The organism is Vibrio sp. 1978 (assembly GCF_033344345.1).
The window spans coordinates 64,264-87,206 of the sequence record NZ_JAWPOP010000011.1; the positions used below are offsets into that span (position 1 = coordinate 64,264).

The window sequence follows — 22,943 nt, forward strand, 5'->3', positions numbered from 1 at the left end:
ATGCGTCCATATTAATTGCTAGAAATTGCAATGGCTAGAATGCCATTCAAAAGTTGTAGATAGAGTGGCAATTACAGCCAAAAACCTAAAAACGACAAAGCCCCGACAACTCAAAGAGTTATCGAGGCTTTTGAATAAATGGCACGCCCTATTGGATTCGAACCTATGACCACATCCTTAGAAGTGATGTAGCCACAGGATTACACACAATTACCTAAAGTTACATTACCATTTAAAATCAACGATTTAATGACAATCAATAAGATAACAGTATCACTTATAGTTACATTTGGCTACACTAGATTAAACAGTAACCCGACTACATAGCCGACTACGAAGTTTAGCTAATAGCAGTTCATTCAAGGTAACTAATATGTTAACTGTAAAAGAGATAGAAGCATTTCCTGCAAAAAAAACTGCTTACTATAAACCAGATAGTACAGGCGAAAGAGGAACTGGGCGCTTAACTGTTCAAGTAACTCCCGCAGGTTCTAAGATCTTCAAGTTCAAATACCATAAAGAGAAGAAAGAAGTTTTCATCGCTTTGGGTAAGTTCCCTGCTCTAACTTTATCTAAAGCACGTGATCTAGCTAACGAGTACAGTGAAATGCTCTCTAAAGGATTAGATCCAAAAAATGAGCTAGAAAGGCAGTCTGAAGAGAAGAAAACAGCAGAACGTGAAAAAGATCAATTAGGCACCTTTGAGCAACTTATTGAGTTCCATAAGCAGAACAAACAAGATAATGGAAATCGTAGTCACGAAGACGAATATCAGCTCATAGTGAAAAATGTGTTCCCTCATCTCGACATACATCGAAAAGCGAAAGATTTTGAAACTGAAGATTTTTTGGACATATTAGCAATCCCAATTGAAGAAGGATTTGTGGACAAGAGTAATAAAATTCGCTCCATTCTGCATGCGGCATTCAACTTCGCTTTAGGGTACGAAAATAACCCTAAATTCAGAAAAAGAGAAACCAAATTCGCTCTTGACCACAATCCGATATCGAAAATACCAAAACAACCTGAAAAAATTGGTTCACACTTCCTATCTTGGAATGAAGTAACCCAATTACTTTATGACATGGAACATAGATTTGATGATTTAAACCTTGCATACCAAACCAGACAAGTGCTAAGGCTTTGTTTTTACCTGGGAGGGCAACGACCTCACGAAGTGGTAACGATCAAATGGTCGCACATAAATTTTGATCAAAAAACTGTTCTTGTCAGCGAAGCTTTCCAAAAAACAAAGAAAAATCACATGCTTCCTCTGACTAACTCTGCAATCCAAATACTAGAAGAAATCAGAGAACAAACGGCTACTATTGGTAGCCCATTTGTTTTCTTTAAGAAAACAAATTCAAATGAACATATGCCTACCAACACTATTGCTCAAGCACTGCTAACTTACAAAAAAGTTACAAAAATTAGGCCTTTTGTCGCTAGGGACTTTCGGAGAACAGTAAAAACATTGGGAGGGGAAATCAAGATTCCCAAAGAGTACCGTGATCGTATACAGGGGCATGCTATCAATGATGTATCTGGTAGGCACTATGATATGTATGAGTACATTGATGAAAAACGATTGGGACTTGAACTATGGGAAAAGGCGCTCAATTCACGCCTTGAAGATTATAAGCTAGTATTTTTTGAGAGAGAGCTTCCTTGGAAGAAAAAGAGCCTTACCTCCTAATACAACTAATTTTATCTACGATAACTGCCAAGAAAGACTCGATAGCTCAATCACAACCAAGCCATTGCCCTTTCGAGTTACAGGCGTGGCTGACAACTAACAAAGCGAGCGGTAGCTTGACCATCCCCAAAAATATCAAAACAGTCGTGCAATAACTTGCACGACTGTGAGGCTTTTCTTTAAATACTGATTTATTTTTTTGTCAATTGAATTTTCTTGACGGTCTTTAAGACACCGTTAAATATCTTATCTCTTACGCTTTCATTGATATCAGTTGGTAGCGAGTTTCCGACAGAATCAATCACCTCCATTGCCGTCGATTCAAACTCATCGAGCAATAAGCGAACCTTTTCTCGCCTTATGTTCGGGACGTTCATAGTGTGAAAGGTATCTTCGAAATGGCGCGGTTGAAGTTGGTGCCACTTCCATTTTCGACCACTGGTGCCACGTAAGCTCATTGCCATCTTGATCTTACGCTCACTCAAACCACGCCCACCTGTCAGTGGATGTGCCGAAATAATGTCATACAGTGGTGCAAGCTGATATCGACCAGATGCGGCTATACTTACAGAGAAATTCTTTCCATGCCCGTCAATGGCAGCTAGTAGCCAAAACAATATCTGAGAACGTGCAAAAGTAACGGTATCTTTGATTTCGTATGAGTATCGCAAAATATCAATAGATTCTTCTATGCCGATACCACCGTCAATTTCATATTTTCTAGCTGAGGGAATCCCTTTTGCCTGGCAAAAATCCTCATGGGGCAAGCGCAAGTAATAGCTGTTATCAGAAGATAATTTTCGGTCAAATCGCTCAACAGACAAGGCACGAACATCACCAGCACGAATAATGTCACAGTTTGCCGTTTGAATGCCGAACGCCTTTGCTAGCCTCATACAAATCAACTCATTATCTACACTAGCAGACAAATCAATAACATTGTTCTGAGAAACAATTTCACCTATTGGCAGCTTGATAATATGCGTAGTTGGAGTCATTCCCTGTGGTAGCATCCATCTTCCATCGTGGAACAGTAAGGCTGTCTTTTCCTGCGCTCCCGCTATCGAGATCCTAAAATCATCTTCCTCTTTCAGCATCCCCAAAGGAGCGTCCTCCATATATCCCTTTAGGATTCTAACCAATTCCTTTTTGGATAACGCCTTTGCGGTTATGGTTCGATGATCATCTACATCAAAGCCCTCTGGAACTAGCGTGATAGCACCTACAGCATCTCGACCAACCTTAGCTAATAGATCGAATGGCTGTTTAGTATCTGCTTTATAGCGAGCAGCTATTCTATCTCGTATCTGCTGATTATCTGGCAGTAAGTTATCAAAGAAGTTAATAACCTCACTGCCAGTATACGCATCCTTCCTGAGAGGCATAGAAAGCGAGATAGGACGACCATTTGGTGCTAAAACCCAACCCGAATCGTAAGTGAAAACATGTGCGCCGTTTGTGCGCTTTTCAAGTACCCCAACCTTTACGCCATTCATGTAAGCATGAAGTCGATTCACCATTCGTCAACAGCCCCTTTAGTTTCAGTAATGTGCTTGCCTTTCGGCACAATATGCATTTCTAGTCCATTGATAGACAGGAGCTTGAACAATGTTTCTATCGTGGATTTTTCAGGGTTGCTTTCAAAATTAGATACTGTTGCTTGTCGCAGACCAAGATCTGTTTGCTTTAGGCCGCTTTCCTTTCGGGCTTCGCGTAACGCAGTGCCGAGGGCTGTCGGTGTGTTGACTAGCATTATGATACCCTTAGTTAGATATGAAGATAGTATGCATTATATACCCCATAAAGTATATGGCGAAAATATACTCCACAGGGTATATTAAAGCAATATACTTCACAGAGTATATTTAATTTTTATACTCCAAACAGTATATGAGCAGAAGTTAGTCAGAAATCTGTCCAGAGCACATATCCTCCAAGGGTTTTATGTAAAACGACTTAGTGAAATAGACTAGTAGTAAATAGCCCAACTACATTGTTTGCGATATCTGGTGTAATGCTAAAGCTCAAGAGCGCACTATGGTTCGCAACTCGGAAGAAATCCTTCTCGGTTGCCTAAATCACCTTTGCCCCATTCCGTGCTGGCAACAAAGACATTCATAATCATTTGTGGTTTTTGCCCAAAAGTACTATAAACCAACCTCTGGCTAGAACGAGTTACTGTACATCATCACTTTCTCTATTCTTCTTGTGCTCTAACTCTATTTTTTTTATGATTTCTTTTTCTTTTATTCTAGTGGGTGACCCATTTATCTTAACCTTTTTAACACCATTTTTAAGCAATTCAATTATCGCGGTAGATAAAACTGTTGAACCAATTTCAGAGCTATATGTTAATATGAATTCGACATTGATATTCTCAATGAATCCTGAACCAACCTCTATATCTTTTATTTTTAAATCTATTTCACCTAAAGATATTCTCTTTCCAGGTTCAAAATTCCCACCAAAAATAGATTTAAAATTTTCCAACTTTGAAACGTTTACCTGTAAATTTAATTTTTGATTCATTTTATTCATCTCCAAGAATGCAAAACCGAATGATAAGCGAGGTTGTCATACATATCATTTATTTTTTCGGGGCTAATTTTACTAATTTTATATTCTGACTTATCAATAATTGAACTTACATCGTTATAGATTATTGATTCTGAACCTGTAAAATCTAGTTTTCCAAACACATTTAGCTTCCTCTCGACTAACTCTTTAACATTATTTTTTCTATTTCTATTTGATACTAAGTTTTCTAGTTCAATAAACTTGAACAATAGAATTAATGAAGTTTTTATAATGTCACTGTTAATTTTTTCGAATCTCGCTTTTAATTTATTCAGTGCAAAATCATCTGCTTCTAATTCTTTTTTTAGATATTCTTCACGATTCATAAAAGGAGACTCTTCATGCCTGTAGTAGTTGTGTCCTAGCTCATGTGATATCAAAAAGAACATTTGTATCTTAGTCAGTTCAATGACTAACAAAGCATCGTCTAAATTTTTATAAGCTATATCAGGTAGTTTACTCATTGGGATTTCGTCATTTAGGAACATGAAATAAGGTAAAACTAACTTTACAAATAAATCGGATGTTTCGGAAAGTATTTCCCCTGTTGAATACATTTCCATGTCAGAATTACATGAAATGCAAAAAATCGCTGCAGCGTTAAATGCCACTAGAAATTCTCTCGTAAAACCATATACATTTATTGTGTTATTTCTCGCTATCAACTTAAAAGTCGGTTCATTTATGAAGTTTATTTCAACACCACGCAGTGCTTTTTCTTTTTTGTTTATGGTCTTATTAAAGTCCTTTTTTGCGGTCTTCAACCAAATTGGAATACTAGGTTTTTGCTGAAATTTTAGCTCCAACTTTACACTATCCACGGCTAGTTTGAAACATAATGCTCCGACAGCACGTACTTCATTTATGTCGAGATTTACCGTTTTAATAATCGATGATCGTAGTTGAATGTAACATAAAGTAATCCTATTCTTAACATCGGGGTTAAGGTTTGGGTCATCAAAATATTCTCGAGCTTTAATTACTTCTTCAGAACCATTTCCCGCAATGCTCTTAATTAATTCTGTCTGGTAACGATTAAAGCTACCTTCGTCATCAATTAATAATCCAGCAAAAAAATTAATCATCTCGTCACCACATAACTCATCAATACTATTACACTTTTGCTAAATTAAAATATTTGGTGCCACATAGTTTAAATAAATGAAATATCGTTAAATTTAGCAACGTTTGAGCATACTCAGCCTAATGAGTATTTATTGAGAATAGACTATGACGTGTGTATCTCCAGCTTAAACACTAATTTAAGTCCGAACTCTAAACGACTTCTGTCCAGAGGCTTCATAGGCTTGAAATTTTACTCGTGGCACTTTTATCAAAAAGTGCCACCTAGTTCAGATCTGCCCTATAGTTAGCTAGAGCAGTTACCCACAGTAGTTTTACAGCTTACTGCTTGATCACATTAATCTAATCCAAGTACTGTTCCGTAATTTCATCCTTTGATCTGCTCTAGACTCACACTATAGATAGGTAATCATTGAGTTTCATAATCAATATCTTCACCATGGACATAAGGCAAGAGCGTCAGGCGTTGCCATAAAATCAGCATGTTTGGTTAGGGGCTATCATGAAAATCACAAAATTAAAAATCGAAAACTTCAGGTCATTTAAAGAACAAGAAGTAGATATATCTGACTATAGTTGCTTCATTGGGGCTAATAGCTCTGGTAAATCAACAGTGATTAATGCTCTAAATCTTTTCTTTAGAGAAAACAAAAACTCGCAAACAGATTTAATTAAATTGTCAGAAGATGATTTTCACCACAAAAATACAAATGACCCAATCAAGATTACTGTTACGTTTGGAGAACTTACGGAGCAAGCTAGGGAAGATCTTGCGGCTTATGTTCGTCAAGACGAACTCACGATTACTGCTGAAGCTACTTATGATGCTGATAGCGGCAATGCAGTGGTAAAACAGTACGGGCAAAGAAAAGTAATTGCTGAGTTTGCCTCTTGGTTTTCAGCTCAAAAGTCTGGAGTAAAAGTAGTTGATTTAAAAACTATTTATGACGGAATCAAAGCACAATCACAGTTCAGCACTCTAGCGAACGTTAAAACAAAGGCGGATATGGAAAGCGCACTTCGAGAATTTGAAGAGGCAAACTCTGATCTTTGTACATATATTCCTAGTGAAGATCAGTTCTATGGTGCTTCCAAGGGCAGTAACCGTCTTGCTCCTCATATACAGTGGGTATTTATCCCTGCCACTAAAGATATTTCAAAGGAAGCAGAAGAGTCTAAAAACTCTGCCTTAGGAATACTATTAGACAGGACGGTACGCTCTCAAATTACATTTGATGGTGAGTTATCTAAAATTTATAGCGATGCTAGAAGTGCGTATAATCAGATGTTAGCAGCGCAGCAAAGTGTACTTAAGTCTGTCTCCGCTTCCATAGAAAAACGACTCAAAGTATGGTCAAAACCCGATATACAGGCTCATGTCAAATGGAACTATGAAGAGCAAAAAACAATTAAGGTCGAAGAACCTATCGCACAAGTAGTGATCGGTGACAATGGATATGAAGGGGAACTGGCACGCTTCGGACATGGAATGCAGCGCTCATACATTTTTGCTTTGCTACAAGAGCTTGTAAACATAGATAGTTCGGAAAGCCCGAAGCTATTAATGGCTATTGAAGAACCAGAGCTGTACCAACACCCCCCTCAAGTTAGGTATTTAGCTGAAACCCTGTTCAAACTGTCTGAGGACACAGCTCAGGTTTTACTATGTTCCCATAGCCCATACTTTGTACCATCGAATAATGTTTCAAGTATTCGAATGGTTCGTGAAACTGGAAATCCAAGTGAATCAATAATTTCGCGAGTTACTTATCAGGAAATCGCTGACAAATTAAATACGGTAGAATCGAAGCCAACTAACCCTTCAGCTTTAGTCGCCAAGGTATCACCAACATTAAGCCCTGAGCTGAATGAAATGTTTTTTTCACAAAAGGTAATATTTGTTGAAGGCGTAGAAGACGTTTCTATATTGACGACCTATATGCATTTAATGGGTGTGTACGGAGAATTTAGGCGTCAAGGTGGTCATATTGTACCAGTACATGGGAAAAGCGAGATTTTAAGACCTCTTTGCATTGCACGGTTGCTGGACATTCCGACATTTGTTCTAATTGATGGCGATACAAACAAACAAGCATCATATGATGCTATCAAGGATGACCCAGAAAAAGCCGATAAGGCTAACTTCCTAAACGGGGAGATTACTAAACACAAAAAAGATAATGGTTCAATATTGAAACTTTGTGGGCAACCTGAAGGGTTCAAGTGGCCTACAGAAGAGCATGTTTTTCTCGATAATATAACCATTTGGAAAACAAATATAACAGACTTGCTCGAAGAAGAATTAGGGGAAAAGTGGAAAGGACATAGAGATTCAGCGATATCTAAATATGGTCAAGCTAAAGGCCTATTGAAAAACCCTCTGGCAGTATCACATGCGTTAGAATTGGCTTGGGAGGATGGGCAAAAGGCATGCTCTCTAGTACAAATGATAAATTTAATGCTTGGTATCTCAAGCGGTGATATTAGCGCGGAAGAAGCGGCCACCGAAGAAACAATCTTCGAGCCAACCTCTTAGGTTTCAAGATACTTTTCTAAGTCTACTATGAGCATGTTGGTGTTATTACACTAACATGCCTTTGTCCAAACACGAGTTTGAATCTAGGCTAGGATTAACTGACTAAGTAGAGCACTGGTCATTCTTAATAGAAAAGCTACAGAGCTAAGCTCTGTAGCCTAGCTAACTCTGCGCCAATAGATAGATTGGTAACTCTGAACAGGTGGGGAAATAGGCACTACAGGGCTTCTAGTGAGAACAATACCAAATTAAATCGTTATCGGTATTATCAAGAACACTGTTCTCGTAAGTTCATAACTACATTAGTTTTTTGTTTTTTGTTTTTTGTTTTTTAATATGAAAAAACAAGTTATGTTTGAACACTGTTCTGAACATTTTCAGTCCTGAACTTACCTATTTACATCCCTAAAGTAATACTAGTCACCCTTATGGATAAAGGCTTTATGGAAACATAAACTACTTTAGTTATCCCTAAAAATCCGATGAAGAGCAAAGCGGATTTTTTCGATGCACGAAAGTTCACTTTACGTGCGAAGCAATAGAAAATGTCACACGAAGCACTAAAACTGTCTTTTGCGACACAGCAATTGCTCTCTGCGACAACGAAAAAAAATCAACAAGAGCAAACTTTGCTCATTTGTTTTTAATTTTTCGGTCTTGCTCCTTATATTAAAAGCTATAACCGTTATAATAGTTATAACAGTCATAATATTTATAACATATTTTTTTGAGGGAATGTAGCCTTATTTAGGTCCAAGGATTAATAACCATTGAATAAAAACGACAATATAAAAACAATTATTATTCAAACAAGAAAACTCAAGGCATTTAATAGAGACACTATTCCACGAAAAATCATGCTGCTTGCCAGCATGAATACATTTAGTTATTTACCTATTTGGCAATCAAATTATTATAGTTGACCCTCTAGTGCTAAATAACTTTATTCTTCAATTTGTATACAGCAGTTCGTGACACACCTAATATTCTCGCAATCTCATTCATCGTAAGAGATGGGTCATCATCTCTTTCTTTTAATAGCTGTTTCAACTGTTCACGCTTCGCTATGTTAGGATTGGTGCCTTGTTTCGCTCCGCTTAAAACGGGGAAATTATTAACTATCATAAACGCTTCATATCTGCGTATACAGTTTAGGAGTGTCAACGATTTTTGAATGTTATTCGCACTCTTTAACCAGATCAGAGCATCCTTAATTTTCCACAAGTTTGCCTCAACGTCCCCTCCTAGCACCCTTGCAACGTTTACAATCCAATCGTCGTAGCAAGAAGTAATGTTGTCGATATCATTAATTTGCTCGTAAGCATGGGGGTAATGCTCCCGTGTAAATGTAAGTACAGCTTCAGCATAGCTTTGCCAGCCTGCATTATCTCGATCCAGTTTGAGTAGCTCAGACATCACCAATCGCGGCTCTACTGAGAATAAGTTAAGCCAAGAATAAAGAGTTCTTGCATCCAAGCGTTCTTTACCTTGTTTATAGTCTTCTAGCTTACTTTGCGCATCTTCATCATCACTATGGCGATAGACGGCAGAAATCAATCTTCTTGTGGCTTTCTTATATGCTAAAGCACTCCTAGAAGAGTGATGATCCTTACAGTAATAAGGTGACTGATTCACTCGCTTAAAGCATAATGCACAGAACGGTAAAGCCTGTTCAGTATAATCTTTCTTGGATTTGTCAGACGATGGCTTTTGGGGAGTAAACCCCTTTGCTTTGACAAGCATTTGCTCAATGGCATCAACATAGTCTATTACTGCTGACTCCTGATGTTGCAACAAGGGCTTATCACCAGTCCTATAGTCCATGAGCTTTTCAATCGTATTACTAAGCCCCCCAGCAAACCGAACAAACTCTTTTACTGTCGCGGGTGGTTTTCCCACGAAAGAAGTTAAAAATGATATGTTTTGAGCCAAAATTGCGGCTACGCCTTGATCAAGCTCAACTTCTAATGCAGTTAATATCGAGATACCGTTTACGTTCTTTTTTTGAGTTAGTCGTTTCCCTTCAATCTTAGCTTGCTCTTCTAATGATTCTAAATTCTTCAACAACTGCTTGCGTAACATAGGCGCAGCTAACTCATCCACCATGTCAACCCTATTGTGTCTTTTACTTACTCTACGAAGAGTACAGACTCTTTCGTATGATTACATCAAGCAATAACAAAAATAAGAGCTTAATAAAATGAATAATAAAAAATTTATAAGAATAAATGAGTTAGCTACATACCTAAATATAAGCAAAGTTACTGTTTGGCGATGGCGGAAAGAAGGCCGTCTCCCTGCGGCTTGTTCAATCAGTCCAAGAGTTGTGGGCTGGAAACGAGACACGATTGAATTATGGCTCGAAGAACAAACAACAGAGCTACCGTACTAATAGGAGTAAGTAACTCTACATCACGATGATCCATTCCCGCGCATGGGAATGGATATACTATATTACCTATAGTCGAAACTTTAGGAGACAGTGATGCAACAATGTAGTAATGCGTTGGTAATTACTCAACAAATGAACATTAGGGAGGTGTTAAACAACCTGTCTAAAACGAAATTTAATGGGCAACGCGCTGTTCAGAGTGAGTCTAGCAAAGATCAATTTTGTATAGACAATGGAATGAATAATGTTCGCGCTATCATTAACAGCAATAAGACTCATATTAGATTTTTCTGTCGCTATACCTACTACGTCGACATCGTAGACTCAATTCTCGAAGCGTTTGCAGCCGAACAAAGCTTAGTCATTGAAAGCAGAGAAAATTCCCCCACAAATTAAAGCAAGATCCCATAGCACCTCACAAATCACTATCGAACCGCTGACTCATTCCCACGCATGGGAATGACTACAAAGAGAGTCCAACTACGAACTGGTTCCTATAGTGCGGACCGCAGGTCGAGAACCACCCTTATGTACGATTAGCGTTTCTCTTGATTAATAATCTTCCCCATAATTTCTTTCTTATATTCAGTAAGTAATGCTTCACGCTCTAGCTTTTCTATTTCGTTGTTCAAATGTTCACCATGAACTGGAAACAGATCTAGCAGTTCTTTATGCGCAACTATTTGGTCATTAATTTCAACAAGTTTAGTGTTCAACTGATCTTGGTATTGTCGCTCTTCGCTAACTAGCTCAGACTCTAAATACCCTTGGCCTACTCTATGCTTTTCTTGTGTGACTTTTGTGCCTCCGACTGCAACAAATTGAGCGTTATTTATTCGAGGGGGACTTAATCGCACAACCTTCCCTTCCTGTTCTAGTATTTTCAAAATTCGATAAGACTGATTATTAAACCGCTCAATATGTTCATCAATGCAGTAATGCGTCTCGAGAAAAGGCCTCAATAGCTTTCGGTAACTAAACAAGCTGAAATACTCTTCTTGCTCATAATGCTGAAGAGTTTCCAAACCGATTTTGTACAACTCTTTAGTACCTACTCTCATATACTTCCTTATCAAATGGGTAATATATTATCCAATCCACAGTGGATAATATATTACCCACTCGTATTTAAGTCAAGTGATTATCATGGAGTCAATTCAATGACTGATGTAAACTGAAAAAAAACTTCGTCATGTAACGATATGAATAATTTAGCGAAAGAAATAGCTCAAAATATCATTGATAAACGAACAAAAATCGGACTATCAAGCTCCGATGCGAGTATCAAGGCGGGCTTTAGTCGTGGTTACTTAGGTAAGGTAGAAAGAGATGGCGTTCGAATCACAGTTGAAAAGCTTTACCAGCTAGCTCGAGTTCTCGATTGTGAGGTAACTGATCTTTTACCAGTAGACCGTCCAGACTTGTTAGAATAGATGAGGCTTAAGCCCTTAAGCTTTTTCACGAACAACTACACTGCTCTCGCAGTGTAGATTTCTACCTGTGTAGTTCCTTTGCCTATTTTAGAAAAACACCATCCACTTCACTGATAAGTCAGTATCTTTTCTGCTTTTATGCATCCTTTGGTATAGTCATGAAATGCATTTGTACTGAGCTGGCTAATCGCATGGAATCGACAATCAATAAATCAAAGCTATCTGAAACCGACATCATCACGAAATTCATTCTTCCTGCTATCAAAGATGCTGGATGGGATGATATGTCTCAAATCCGTCAAGAGGTAAAACTACGTGACGGTAAGGTCATCGTTCGTGGTCAGGCAGCAGCGAGGAAAAAGGTAAAATCTGCGGACATCGTCCTTTACCATAAACCGAGCATGCCTCTAGCAGTTGTCGAAGCAAAAGCTAACAAACATGAAGTCGGCAAAGGTATGCAACAAGGTCTAGATTACGCCAGCCTACTTGAAGTCCCTTTTGTCTTTGCCTCAAATGGCGACGGTTTTATCTTCCACGACAAAACCAACCCAGCTCAACTCGAAACTGAAATTCGACTTGAAGACTTCCCAACACCTCAGCAACTATGGGACAAGTATTGCGTTTGGAAAGGCTACAAAACCGAGCACCTTCCAGTCATTACTCAAGATTACCATGATGATGGTAGCGGCAAGTCCCCGCGCTACTATCAGCTACAAGCGATAAACAAAACCGTGGAAGCGGTCGCAGCAGGACAAAACCGTGTACTCTTGGTTATGGCAACGGGTACGGGCAAAACTTACACTGCATTCCAGATTATTTGGCGACTGTGGAAGTCCCGAGCCAAAAAACGCATCCTGTTTTTGGCGGACAGAAACATTCTGGTCGATCAAACTAAGACCAACGACTTCCAGCCGTTTGGCACCGCTATGACCAAAGTCACTGGTCGAACAGTCGATCCCGCTTACGAAATCCACCTAGCTCTGTATCAAGCTCTGACTGGCCCAGAAGAGCACCAAAAAGCATACAAACAGGTCGATCCTGATTTCTTTGATCTTATTGTCGTTGACGAGTGCCATCGTGGCAGTGCCGCTGAAGACAGCGCATGGCGCGAGATTCTTGAGTATTTCGGTTCTGCGACTCAAATAGGGCTAACCGCGACACCGAAAGAAACCGATATCGTGTCTAACACCGAGTACTTTGGCGACGCCATTTATACCTACTCTCTAAAGCAAGGTATTGAAGACGGTTTCTTAGCCCCTTACAAAGTTGTGCGTGTGGATATCGATGTAGATTTACAAGGTTGGCGACCAACCAAAGGACAAGTCGATAAACATGGTGAAGTTATCGAAGACAGGATCTATAACCAGAAAGACTTCGACAGAACTATGGTCATTGATGAGCGAACAGAACTTGTTGCACAGACCATCACCAGCTACCTCAAGCGCACCGACCCGATGGCGAAGACCATTGTGTTCTGTAATGACATTGACCACGCAGAGCGTATGCGTCGAGCACTAATCAACTGCAACCCTGAGCAAGTTGCTAAGAATGAAAAATACGTAATGAAAATTACAGGTGATGATGAAATCGGCAAAGCTCAGCTTGATAACTTCATTAACCCCAAAAAGGCTTACCCTGTTATCGCGACCACCTCAGAACTCATGACAACAGGTGTCGATGCAAAAACTTGCAAACTGGTTGTTCTTGACCAGGGCATTCAGTCGATGACCAAGTTTAAGCAGATCATCGGTCGTGGTACTCGTATTGATGATCGTTACGGAAAGCTATGGTTTACCATTCTCGACTTTAAAAAAGCGACTGAACTGTTCGCTGATGAGCGCTTTGATGGTGTCCCTGAGCGAGTTAAAGAGACAAAACCAGAAGACTTTGATACCGATGAAGGACTCGATGAGATCATCGATGGTGAGGATGAACTTGAACAAGATGATCCATTTGAAGGGGAAGATATCGACCCTGAAAGCATCCAAGAACCAGAAGCTCCATACGACTCAGGTTTATCTCCTTCTGACGGTAGCAATTCCGATGATGATTGGCAGGATGAAAACCGAGTTAGAAAGTTCCATGTCAACGGTGTAACGGTGAAAGCCATTGCCGAACGTGTTCAATACTACGATTCCGACGGTAAACTCGTAACCGAATCGTTCAAAGACTATACCCGCAAGACGATGGCAAAACAGTTCACCTCAATGGATGACTTTGTTAAGCGCTGGCAAGATGCCGATAAAAAGCAAGCAATCATTGATGAACTGGCAGAGGAAGGCATCATCTGGGAAGCATTAGAGCTGGAAGTCGGCAAAGATCTCGACCCATTCGACATGATTTGTCATGTCGTGTATGACCAACCAGCACTCACTAGAAAAGAACGCGCTGACAACGTCAAAAAGCGCAACTACTTCACTAAGTACGGTGAAACGGCTCAGCAGGTGTTGAACAACTTACTGGACAAGTACGCAGACGAAGGCGTTCAAGAGATTGAGAATATTCATGTACTCAAAGTTAAGCCTTTTGACGAGATGGGACGCCCTGCTGAAATCGTCAAAAAGTGCTTTGGCGGAAAAGAGCAATACTTAGAAGCGATTTCTGAGTTGGAAGCTGAGATTTATCAATCAGCCTAATCACCATTTAAACCAAGCTAGAGCTTCTTTAGCTTGGTTAATGACCTCAAGTCATCATGCATATCTATATTTTTGGTAACCTAAATTCAGGCAAAACAACGTTAAGCAAACAAATACAAGGACGTTTGCCTGAGTTCATTTATTTATCATTAGATGAGTATCGAATTCGCTTTGGCGATGGAACCGAGCAAGGTGAGCAACTTGCTTGTGAGCATTTCCTTGCTGCGGTTAAACAACAGGAAAATGCGATTGTTGAATTCACAGGATACGGTCAAACAGCTAGCCTTCTTACCAGTCAATTAGATAGGAAAACAGGCATATTAATCTGTTGTACTAGAGATATTGAGCAGAGTATCAATGCAATTGATGACGAGAGATACTCAGAAATCCCTTACCCATCGTCCTACAAAAAACTGCAAGCTGTTGATGAAACTATTAGATTTTTGAAAGATAAAATCATACCGACGGAACTAGAAACTCACTGGCAAAGACAAATTTGGCAGTCTTACTGCTTTGATTTCTCTGAGAACTTTGATGCCTTCTGGGCGGACTTCCCATTATCTCAACACACTTGGGTCAGTAAACTTAATAAAGTATTGAGCACAGATACAAGCGTATCTACAGCTCTACTTTACGGAAGTTTGGGCGCTAATCAGTTAACAAAGCGCTCTGATATCGATTTATTTATTCAGTCATCGATTTCGGTTCAGGGTTGGCATGAAAGGCTCCTCAGATTGTTCGGTGAACAATTGGCTCATACCGATATTTTGGGGTCGAAAATCACTCTTAGAACACAAGACCGTTTGCTTATAGAAATCGTTGTAGGCCAATCGCTGTCTGACATTTCTCTTTATTATCGTGAGTCACAAATCTACAACGTTCACTTCACTATTTTAAAGGGTGAACTTGGTCTTGCAGAACAATTAGACGCCGTTACCAAAACACATACAAGCGAGCGAAAGCAAGCCAAAGAGTTGGCCGCTCAGGTTTACTTTTTATTTTGCTCCTTACCGAACCTTATCGCTAACAACGACAGTTACAAGTACCACTTTCACTGCTCTATCATCCAGCACTATTGTGTTCAGCTAGAACATTTATTGCTAAGTGAGTTTAAACACAACTACCTTCCCAAACACGCTGCTACAACATTGATTGACTTCCCATGGCAAGTATTTAAAGGCTCAGCAACTCATATCAGTACAGTGCAATATACTGAACTTTATCAGTACCTCATCACACTGTTCGAACGGCTTAGAAAGAAACAACTGATTAAAAGTAATGGCTATTTCTCTGTGGAGAGTCGCTTTCTCCACGAGATCCCTAGTGAAGATAACAAGGCTTAAAAATTGAAAAATCATCAAATAAAAACAATCAACTACCAACTGTGGCTAGTGCTGATTCTGACAAGCTTAATACCATTAATCTACTCAACTACACGAATCCATTTCTTGGGCAGCATCCCTAGCCCAAGGACTTTTAGTATTGCAGCACAAGTTGCATGGCTAAATGTAGGATATGAAGTCCTCAGCGAAGCATTACTTATCCCTCTAGCATTTATTCTAGGCAGAGTTATTCATAGTAATGAAGCTTTTCGCGAAAGAGCCAGTCTATCTCTTTTGGTTACCTTGATTTGCTACTTTGTGGTGACCTTAATGGTATTGTGGCTAGCCCCGAACTTTGTAGATGCTATGCAGCAACAGGCTGAATTATTGACCCAAACAATCCAATACATTCGATTGGAATCTGCCGCTATTTTGCTCTCTAGCTTCTATGCTTTTTTGTCTTTGGTTCTAGTCCTAAGAAATGAACGAAAGGCGCTGTATGGTCTCCTAATAGTACAAATGCTCATGACTGTCCTTTGTGACAGCGTCTTCGTCAGTCAACTACCTTACTCCCTTCAGTTAGGAGTGAATGGTATTGCTCTGAGTAATATCGTAGTCAATAGTCTTCTCGCGCTGTTTGCCCTGATTTATTTATCGAAATCAGGGATCACTCTGAGCTTCAAGTTTTCTAAAGGAGATCAATCGCAATGGCTCAAAGAATGGGCAAAAATTGGATGGAAGTCAGGGCTTGAGTCACTCGTGCGAAATACTGCCTTTATTGTCATGATTCTTCAACTTATTAACCAAGTACAACAAGCGGGAACGTTCTGGGTTGCTAATCAATTTATTTGGGGCTGGCTACTACTTCCCGTTTTGACATTAGGACAACTGGTTAAGCAAGATGCTGCGACAAACAATGGGTTAACATCTGAGCGAGTCAATGGCTACCTTTGGATAACGTTAGGAATCATTGCTGTTTGGATACTCACCGCACCGCTTTGGAACAGCTTTATAGCCAATGTCATGGGAATAGAGAACCCAGAATCAATCACCAGTCTAGTTTGGCTGATGGTTGGGTTCTATGTCATTTTCAGTTTAAACAATGTCATAGACAGTTACTTTTATGGTATTGGACGCACGGATTTAATGCTGTATCAATCACTTATCGTAAACACCTTGTTTTACGGTTGTGCTTTTGTGCTTTATCAAATCGGTATCTTTGTACCGACTCTTGAACGAATCGCCATAATGTTCGGCTTGGGCATTACTGCTGATGCGCTAATCACTTGGGTGTTGTACCTAGCTCTACGTAGCAAAGCGGATGATATACAAGCCGCTGAAATCCAATCGTGACAGCAATTTGTCTAACTTTCGACTTCACTAGGCCAACCAACAAACTCAAGAAATTAGAACAAAACGGCTATTTAGCCGTTTTTAATCTACCTGCTCCCTATCATCCAACCAACTGGATACCTCTGCTAACTCTGCAAGTGAATAGTCACTCAAGCAGCTATGGTTAACGTATTTTGGAACCACGACATCTAGCCCTAATGCAATAAAATCTGGATGTTCCGAAATCACTTTTACATACTGCTCAAGCCTACTCTCTGGCGTCGATTCCCTTTGTAACTGCTTCTTGAGAGTCTCTCTAAACTTACGAATTTCCTGCGGGGAAACATCTTCTATATCTTCATGTTCAGAACACTGAAGTTCTTCGTAAAGAACATCGGCCAGTTGCTTATGGCTCCAGCCTAAGGCATCCAACATGGTTCGAATCTGCTTTTGTTTTTGGGCTGTCCCCATTTGTCCCTACCCTACTAGTTACTATGCAATGGTCTCAGCGGAGACAAGCATTCAATTAATGAAAAGGAAAATACTATGTCTAAAAACAAAGCACCAATGACCCCAGGAGCCGCTGCTCGTATTCAAGCGAATCAAGCACAACAAAATGGCGGACAAGTCTCTAAAGATTCATTCGCGGCTCGCGCTCAACGCGCTGCTGCCAACAACCAAAAACAAGGTAAATAGGAGTCACCATCATGGCAAAACCAAGTTCTGCACCAAAGACTGCGCCGAAAGGTAATCCAAACTACCCAAGCACAACTGGCAAGCCTTCAGGCAAAGGTCGTGGCAACACACCTAAACGCTAAGCACATTAGATATAAATGAGGCAGTCTAGCTGCCTCATTTTTCTATTATGAACAACTTCTTGCATTCAGCTTGAAATTACTCAAAAACAAGTTTTGATCAGATTTGTAATCGGTATACGGCACAGACTTTTCCGTTTGTGAAAGAGCGCATAAACACGTTTCTCGCTTACTCTCATACCAACTCACCGACACCATATTTTTTGACGAGTTTATGCAGGTATCAACGATGGCATACTCTACTTCTAATGGGTAACGCTCTTCATCAAAAGCACCATTCACCTTATAACCACCAACCACGCCCACGACCAATGCAGTACTGGCAGATACCAGTTTCCGTTTACTAAATTTAAAGCCTTTGAAGCTTTTTTCACACTTCTCACACGAGATATTCTCTGCATATTCAATAACATTGTCAGTGTGACAATGGGGACACTCAACCTTCATTTTCTAGACAACCTGGTTATATTTTTTATTATTTCATTTATATCACTGATTCATTATTAAACCACAATTACAAACATAGTTTCATAGCGATAAGTTCATTTTCTTCGACCCATTTCTGCTATAATCTGCCCCAATTTTTTCAGTCAGTTAGTAGTAGAACTCCATGTCAATCAGTTCAGTTATCAAGTCTATTCAAGACATCATGCGTAAAGATGCGGGTGTGGATGGTGACGCGCAGCGTCTAGGCCAAATGTCGTGGCTTTTATTCCTTAAAGTGTTTGATGCTCAAGAGGAAGAGCTAGAGTTCGAGTTAGATGATTACCGCGAACCCATCCCAGCCAAGTACCTATGGCGCAACTGGGCGGCAGATAACCAAGGCATTACAGGTGATGAGCTGCTGGAATTCATCAATGATGACCTATTCCCTACGTTAAAAAACCTAACCGCACCGAAAGACACCAACCCACGTGGTTTTGTGGTGAAAGAAGCCTTTAGTGACGCCTTCAACTACATGAAAAATGGCACACTGCTGCGTCAGGTGATTAACAAGCTCAACGAAATCGACTTTACTGACTCTAAAGAACGTCACTTGTTTGGTGACATCTACGAGCAAATCCTACGCGATCTACAAAGTGCAGGTAATGCGGGTGAGTTCTATACCCCTCGCGCGGTGACTCGCTTTATCGTTAATCGTCTTGACCCTAAACTAGGTGAGCAGATTATGGATCCCGCCTGCGGTACTGGCGGATTCCTGGCTTGCTCGTTCGATCACGTCAAAGAGAACTACGTAACAAGCGCAGCCGACCACCAAACGCTGCAAAAGCAAATCCATGGTGTAGAGAAGAAACAACTGCCACATTTGCTGTGTATCACCAATATGATGCTCCACGGCATCGAAGTCCCTGTGCAGATTAAGCATGGCAACACGCTTAACAAGCCGCTTTCAAGCTGGGACAGCAATATCAATGTGATTGCGACTAACCCACCGTTTGGCGGCACAGAAGAGGACGGGATTGAAAAGAACTTCCCTGCCGAAATGCAAACTCGTGAAACGGCTGACCTATTCTTGCAGCTTATTGTCGAAGTATTGGATAAAGATGGTCGCGCTGGTGTGGTATTGCCTGATGGCACCTTGTTTGGTGAAGGCGTAAAAACCAAAATCAAAAAGATGCTGACGGAAGAGTGTAACCTTCACACGATTGTTCGCTTACCTAATGGCGTGTTCAACCCATACACAGGTATTAAGACCAACATTCTGTTCTTTACCAAAGGCCAACCGACCAAAGAAGTGTGGTTCTATGAGCACCCTTACCCAGAAGGCGTGAAGAACTACAGCAAAACCAAACCGATGAAGTTTGAGGAGTTCCAGCCAGAGATCGATTGGTGGGGTAACGAGGCCGATGGATTCACTAGCCGCATCGAGACCAAGCAAGCTTGGAAAGTGTCGATTGAAGATATAATCGAGCGCAACTTTAACCTTGATATTAAAAACCCGTATCAGGACGAAGTAATCAGCCATGATCCTGAAGAGTTACTGGCGAACTATCAGCAGCAACAACAAGACATCAAAGCACTGCGTGACCAACTGAAAGGCATTCTCGGCGATGCGCTTAGCTCTACCATTCAAGATAAAAAGCAAGGTGGAGAACAATAATGGCTATAGAGAACTTGATCACCGAGCATATTGATATTTGGACGTCAGCAGTAAAGACTAAATCGACCTCTGGTAGAGGCAGCAGTAAGAAGTTAGAACTGTATGGCGTTAAAAAGCTGCGTGAGCTAATTCTGGAGTTGGCTGTGCAAGGAAAGCTGGTTCCTCAAGATCCTAATGACGAGCCTGCTTCTGTTTTGCTTGAGCGAATATCGGTTGAAAAAGCTAAGTTGGTCAAAGAAAAAAAGATTAAGAAGCAGAAAGATCTGCCAGCTATCTCTGATGACGAACTGCCATATTTGATACCAGAAAATTGGGAGTGGTGTCGTCTAGATGATATCTGTTTTGGAATCACGTCAGGTTCAACCCCGCCAAAAAGTAGTTTCAATGAAAGTGAAGGTATTCCGTATCTGAAGGTTTATAACATTAGAGATCAGAAAGTAGATTTTGACTATAAACCACAGTTTGTGGATATTGAGTGCCACTTAACTAAGTTAAAACGATCTTGCCTTTACCCTGGCGATGTCATTATGAATATCGTGGGGCCACCGTTAGGTAAAGTTGCGATCATCTCAAATGATTACCCTGAGTGGAACTGCAATCAGGCTATTACTTTTTTTAGGCCGATAGAGACTGCTCTAAACACATATATTTATACCTACTTAAGAGCTGGTACGTTCCTTAAAGCAATTGACTTAATCGGGACAGCAGGGCAAGACAATATATCTGTGACGAAAAGTCGATCTATTTTGCTACCAACACCACCATTAAAAGAACAACACCGCATCGTCGCCAAAGTCGATGAGTTAATGGCACTCTGCGATCAGCTTGAGCAACAAACCGAAGCCAGTATCGAGGCGCATCAAGTGCTAGTAACAACTCTGTTGGACACACTCACCACCTCCGCCGATGCTGACGAGTTAATGCAAAACTGGGCGCGAATCAGCGAGCATTTCGATACCTTGTTCACCACTGAAGAGAGTATCGACCAGCTTAAACAAACCATCTTGCAACTGGCAGTGATGGGTAAGTTGGTTCCGCAAGATCCAAGCGATGAACCTGCTGCTGAGTTACTGAAAAGAATAGCGGAAGAAAAAGCACAGTTAGTCAAAGAGAAGAAAATCAAGAAGCAAAAAGTTCTTCCACCGATTGCTGAAGATGAAAAGCCGTTTGAACTACCGAATGGATGGGAGTGGTGTCGAATTCAAGATGTAGCTCTATTTACTACATCGGGTTCTCGAGATTGGGCTAAATATTACTCTGACTCTGGTGCTCTATTTGTCACCATGGGCAATTTATCCCGAGGCAGCTACGAGCTGCGTGTAGACAATTTAAGGTTTGTACGCCCACCTAAAGGGGGCGAAGGCTCTCGAACTAAATTGGAGGCGCGAGATCTATTAATTTCCATAACAGGTGATGTCGGTAACTTGGGATTAATTCCTGAAGAGTTTGGTGAAGCATACATAAACCAACATACGTGCTTATTACGATTTATGCCAGAATGCCAAGGAAAATACTTCCCTGATTTTATGAGGTCTCCACTAGCTAAATATCAGTTTGATGCTCCACAACGAGGTATTAAAAATAGCTTTAGGTTGAGTGATGTTGGTGAAATGCACTTACCGCTTCCTCCTCTAAATGAACAAGTCCGTATCACAGAAAAAGTTAGTGACTTGCTCAGTATATGTGAGCGCTTAAAAGTCAGACTTCGAGAGTCTCAAATCACCCAATTACACCTCACCGATGCAATTGTTGAGCGAGCAGTATAACTATGAGTCTCTACAATATCGCCAACAAAAACCTCACCGCACTTACACCAACCACCTTTGCAGCCGAAGGGCTGCAAGAGCGGCACGATTTACAAGAAGCGCTGAAAGGCTGTATTGATGCCATCGCTCCTGATTGTTTGGTGATATCAGAAGAGTTTTCAGACTGGGAAGACAGCCGTCGCCGAATAGACCTTCTAGCCATCGATAAAAATGCCAACTTAGTGGTCATCGAGCTTAAACGGGATGAAATCGGTGCGCATATGGAACTGCAAGCGCTACGCTATGCCGCAATGATCTCTACCATGACATTCGATAAAGCGTGTGACTACTATGCCCAGTACTTAAAAAAAGAAGGTCAAGAGGTTGAGGCCCGCAAAGCCATTCTGGAGTTTGTCGATCTTGATGAAAACAGCTTAGATGACTTTGGTAACGATGTTCGAATCGTTCTAACCTCAGCGGACTTCGGTAAAGAACTCACCACCTCTGTCTTGTGGTTGCGTGATAAAGGAATCGATATCAGTTGCGTGCGCCTCACGCCCTACCGTTACAAAGAAGATGTACTGATCAATGCCGAACAGATCATCCCTGTACCCGAGGTGGAAGAGTACCAGGTGAAGTTCCGAGAGAAGCGTGCTGAGCAGCGCACAAGCGTTCAAAAAGGCGAAAAAGATTACTCAGAGTATCGCTATAACGGCTATACCTACAAAAAGCGCCACCTCGCGCTAGCGTTAGTCACTGACTGGATCGAGAAGCATCAACCACAAAGCTTGAATGATGTACTCAACGCATTTAACGAACCTGTAAGACGACGCATTGCCATCCTAGCGAATGATATCCCTCAAGGTAGAATTCGTCGTTTTCACAGCGATGAAGACGCGCTGATTACGCTGCCTAACGACGAGGTGATAGCCATCACCAACCAGTGGAGCCTCAGCAATATCACTCGATTGATTCACTTTGCAGAGCAAAGTGGCATGGTTGTAGAGAAAGTTAGTAATATCTGATGGAGAGACCAATGGACTTTACCAGACTCAAGGAAATCATTAGCAAAAACAAAATAGTAATCTCTATCGCTGCGCTATTAACTGCCACCTCTTATGTTTATGAAGCAAAAGATACGGGGATGCGGTTTGTGCAAGATATAAAACAGATTATTGGGTATGAGCAGCCGATCCTCGTAACGGTACAAGGTGATGGTGCTGTGGAAAAGCGCTTAAAATTAGCCAAGTTGGAAGGCATCTAACTACAGTATTC

20 protein-coding genes are annotated in these 22,943 nt (G+C 40.7%); 12 read left to right on the forward strand and 8 right to left on the reverse strand.

The features are described from left to right. Nucleotides 1-373 precede the first annotated feature (373 nt). Nucleotides 374-1,696 carry a tyrosine-type recombinase/integrase gene (locus R8N49_RS12635; protein ID WP_140087470.1) on the forward strand — a complete coding sequence of 441 codons (1,323 nt, stop codon included), beginning with the start codon at nt 374-376 and terminating at the stop codon, nt 1,694-1,696. Between the two features lie 191 nt (nt 1,697-1,887). Here the strand turns inward: R8N49_RS12635 and R8N49_RS12640 are convergent, their stop codons facing one another. From R8N49_RS12640 to R8N49_RS12655, 4 genes are all read right to left on the reverse strand, one after another. Continuing rightward, complete coding sequence (locus R8N49_RS12640) at nt 1,888-3,216, reverse strand: type II toxin-antitoxin system HipA family toxin (protein ID WP_170890735.1); 1,329 nt, start codon at nt 3,214-3,216, stop codon at nt 1,888-1,890. Next, a complete protein-coding gene (locus R8N49_RS12645; RefSeq protein ID WP_170890734.1) occupies nt 3,210-3,449 on the reverse strand; it encodes a helix-turn-helix domain-containing protein in 240 nt (79 codons plus the stop codon). The genes R8N49_RS12640 and R8N49_RS12645 overlap by 7 nt, the downstream gene beginning before the upstream one ends. 422 nt (nt 3,450-3,871) lie before the next feature. Beyond that, nucleotides 3,872-4,225, reverse strand: a complete 354-nt coding sequence (locus R8N49_RS12650) for a hypothetical protein (protein WP_170890733.1) — start codon at nt 4,223-4,225, stop codon at nt 3,872-3,874. Nucleotides 4,226-4,230: 5 nt separating this feature from the next. Beyond that, complete coding sequence (locus tag R8N49_RS12655; protein ID WP_170890732.1) at nt 4,231-5,358, reverse strand: ImmA/IrrE family metallo-endopeptidase; 1,128 nt, start codon at nt 5,356-5,358, stop codon at nt 4,231-4,233. 500 nt (nt 5,359-5,858) lie between these two features. On the opposite strand from R8N49_RS12655, the gene R8N49_RS12660 reads away from it, so the two are divergent. Then, entirely contained in the window at nt 5,859-7,892 is a 2,034-nt protein-coding gene (locus R8N49_RS12660) for an ATP-dependent nuclease (RefSeq protein WP_170890731.1), read from the forward strand. A 933-nt stretch (nt 7,893-8,825) separates the two neighbouring features. Here the strand turns inward: R8N49_RS12660 and R8N49_RS12665 are convergent. Further along, nucleotides 8,826-9,998: a hypothetical protein gene (locus tag R8N49_RS12665; protein ID WP_212755480.1), complete on the reverse strand. Its 1,173-nt coding sequence runs from the start codon at nt 9,996-9,998 to the stop codon at nt 8,826-8,828. A 94-nt stretch (nt 9,999-10,092) separates the two neighbouring features. Between R8N49_RS12665 and R8N49_RS12670 the strand changes: the two genes are divergently transcribed. Beyond that, complete coding sequence (locus R8N49_RS12670) at nt 10,093-10,284, forward strand: helix-turn-helix transcriptional regulator (protein WP_151514602.1); 192 nt, start codon at nt 10,093-10,095, stop codon at nt 10,282-10,284. Between the two features lie 536 nt (nt 10,285-10,820). Here R8N49_RS12670 and R8N49_RS12675 read toward each other — a convergent pair. Beyond that, a complete protein-coding gene (locus tag R8N49_RS12675; protein ID WP_011079931.1) occupies nt 10,821-11,345 on the reverse strand; it encodes a hypothetical protein in 525 nt (174 codons plus the stop codon). A 141-nt stretch (nt 11,346-11,486) separates the two neighbouring features. On the opposite strand from R8N49_RS12675, the gene R8N49_RS12680 reads away from it, so the two are divergent. From R8N49_RS12680 to R8N49_RS12695, 4 genes are all read left to right on the forward strand, one after another. Continuing rightward, entirely contained in the window at nt 11,487-11,717 is a 231-nt protein-coding gene (locus R8N49_RS12680) for a helix-turn-helix domain-containing protein (protein ID WP_130546566.1), read from the forward strand. A 191-nt stretch (nt 11,718-11,908) separates the two neighbouring features. Further along, the gene (gene hsdR / locus R8N49_RS12685; RefSeq protein WP_412034902.1) at nt 11,909-14,353 is read left to right on the forward strand and encodes an EcoAI/FtnUII family type I restriction enzme subunit R; all 2,445 of its coding nucleotides are present in this window, start codon (nt 11,909-11,911) and stop codon (nt 14,351-14,353) included. A 56-nt stretch (nt 14,354-14,409) separates the two neighbouring features. After that, nucleotides 14,410-15,696 carry a nucleotidyltransferase domain-containing protein gene (locus R8N49_RS12690; protein WP_318189998.1) on the forward strand — a complete coding sequence of 429 codons (1,287 nt, stop codon included), beginning with the start codon at nt 14,410-14,412 and terminating at the stop codon, nt 15,694-15,696. 3 nt (nt 15,697-15,699) lie between these two features. Next, nucleotides 15,700-17,028 carry an MATE family Na+-driven efflux transporter gene (locus tag R8N49_RS12695; RefSeq protein ID WP_318095514.1) on the forward strand — a complete coding sequence of 443 codons (1,329 nt, stop codon included), beginning with the start codon at nt 15,700-15,702 and terminating at the stop codon, nt 17,026-17,028. Between the two features lie 81 nt (nt 17,029-17,109). On the opposite strand, the gene R8N49_RS12700 is transcribed toward R8N49_RS12695, so the two are convergent. Further along, entirely contained in the window at nt 17,110-17,478 is a 369-nt protein-coding gene (locus tag R8N49_RS12700; RefSeq protein ID WP_318095515.1) for an elongation factor Ts, read from the reverse strand. A 75-nt stretch (nt 17,479-17,553) separates the two neighbouring features. On the opposite strand from R8N49_RS12700, the gene R8N49_RS12705 reads away from it, so the two are divergent. Next, nucleotides 17,554-17,703, forward strand: a complete 150-nt coding sequence (locus R8N49_RS12705) for a hypothetical protein (protein ID WP_318095516.1) — start codon at nt 17,554-17,556, stop codon at nt 17,701-17,703. Between the two features lie 167 nt (nt 17,704-17,870). Here the strand turns inward: R8N49_RS12705 and R8N49_RS12710 are convergent, their stop codons facing one another. Then, entirely contained in the window at nt 17,871-18,269 is a 399-nt protein-coding gene (locus R8N49_RS12710; RefSeq protein ID WP_318095517.1) for a hypothetical protein, read from the reverse strand. Between the two features lie 163 nt (nt 18,270-18,432). On the opposite strand from R8N49_RS12710, the gene R8N49_RS12715 reads away from it, so the two are divergent. The 4 genes from R8N49_RS12715 to R8N49_RS12730 are packed head-to-tail and all read left to right on the forward strand — an operon-like array spanning nt 18,433 to nt 22,932. Further along, nucleotides 18,433-19,923, forward strand: a complete 1,491-nt coding sequence (locus R8N49_RS12715; protein ID WP_318095518.1) for an N-6 DNA methylase — start codon at nt 18,433-18,435, stop codon at nt 19,921-19,923. Beyond that, nucleotides 19,923-21,689, forward strand: a complete 1,767-nt coding sequence (locus R8N49_RS12720) for a restriction endonuclease subunit S (protein WP_318189999.1) — start codon at nt 19,923-19,925, stop codon at nt 21,687-21,689. Before R8N49_RS12715 ends, R8N49_RS12720 begins: the two co-directional genes overlap by 1 nt. Before the next feature lie 2 nt (nt 21,690-21,691). Continuing rightward, complete coding sequence (locus R8N49_RS12725) at nt 21,692-22,693, forward strand: hypothetical protein (RefSeq protein ID WP_318095520.1); 1,002 nt, start codon at nt 21,692-21,694, stop codon at nt 22,691-22,693. 11 nt (nt 22,694-22,704) lie between these two features. Further along, nucleotides 22,705-22,932, forward strand: a complete 228-nt coding sequence (locus R8N49_RS12730; protein ID WP_318095521.1) for a hypothetical protein — start codon at nt 22,705-22,707, stop codon at nt 22,930-22,932. Nucleotides 22,933-22,943 lie beyond the last annotated feature (11 nt).

Coding starts and splice junctions, on each gene's coding strand:
- R8N49_RS12635 (WP_140087470.1), top strand. CDS start 374: ATGTTAACTGTAAAAGAGATAGAAGCATTTCCTGCAAAAAAAACTGCT.
- R8N49_RS12705 (WP_318095516.1), top strand. CDS start 17,554: ATGTCTAAAAACAAAGCACCAATGACCCCAGGAGCCGCTGCTCGTATT.
- R8N49_RS12660 (WP_170890731.1), top strand. CDS start 5,859: ATGAAAATCACAAAATTAAAAATCGAAAACTTCAGGTCATTTAAAGAA.
- R8N49_RS12640 (WP_170890735.1), bottom strand. CDS start 3,216: ATGGTGAATCGACTTCATGCTTACATGAATGGCGTAAAGGTTGGGGTA.
- R8N49_RS12670 (WP_151514602.1), top strand. CDS start 10,093: ATGAATAATAAAAAATTTATAAGAATAAATGAGTTAGCTACATACCTA.
- R8N49_RS12690 (WP_318189998.1), top strand. CDS start 14,410: ATGCATATCTATATTTTTGGTAACCTAAATTCAGGCAAAACAACGTTA.
- hsdR (WP_412034902.1), top strand. CDS start 11,909: ATGGAATCGACAATCAATAAATCAAAGCTATCTGAAACCGACATCATC.
- R8N49_RS12665 (WP_212755480.1), bottom strand. CDS start 9,998: ATGGTGGATGAGTTAGCTGCGCCTATGTTACGCAAGCAGTTGTTGAAG.
- R8N49_RS12645 (WP_170890734.1), bottom strand. CDS start 3,449: ATGCTAGTCAACACACCGACAGCCCTCGGCACTGCGTTACGCGAAGCC.
- R8N49_RS12725 (WP_318095520.1), top strand. CDS start 21,692: ATGAGTCTCTACAATATCGCCAACAAAAACCTCACCGCACTTACACCA.
- R8N49_RS12720 (WP_318189999.1), top strand. CDS start 19,923: ATGGCTATAGAGAACTTGATCACCGAGCATATTGATATTTGGACGTCA.
- R8N49_RS12650 (WP_170890733.1), bottom strand. CDS start 4,225: ATGAATCAAAAATTAAATTTACAGGTAAACGTTTCAAAGTTGGAAAAT.
- R8N49_RS12675 (WP_011079931.1), bottom strand. CDS start 11,345: ATGAGAGTAGGTACTAAAGAGTTGTACAAAATCGGTTTGGAAACTCTT.
- R8N49_RS12715 (WP_318095518.1), top strand. CDS start 18,433: ATGTCAATCAGTTCAGTTATCAAGTCTATTCAAGACATCATGCGTAAA.
- R8N49_RS12655 (WP_170890732.1), bottom strand. CDS start 5,358: ATGATTAATTTTTTTGCTGGATTATTAATTGATGACGAAGGTAGCTTT.
- R8N49_RS12700 (WP_318095515.1), bottom strand. CDS start 17,478: ATGGGGACAGCCCAAAAACAAAAGCAGATTCGAACCATGTTGGATGCC.
- R8N49_RS12710 (WP_318095517.1), bottom strand. CDS start 18,269: ATGAAGGTTGAGTGTCCCCATTGTCACACTGACAATGTTATTGAATAT.
- R8N49_RS12680 (WP_130546566.1), top strand. CDS start 11,487: ATGAATAATTTAGCGAAAGAAATAGCTCAAAATATCATTGATAAACGA.
- R8N49_RS12730 (WP_318095521.1), top strand. CDS start 22,705: ATGGACTTTACCAGACTCAAGGAAATCATTAGCAAAAACAAAATAGTA.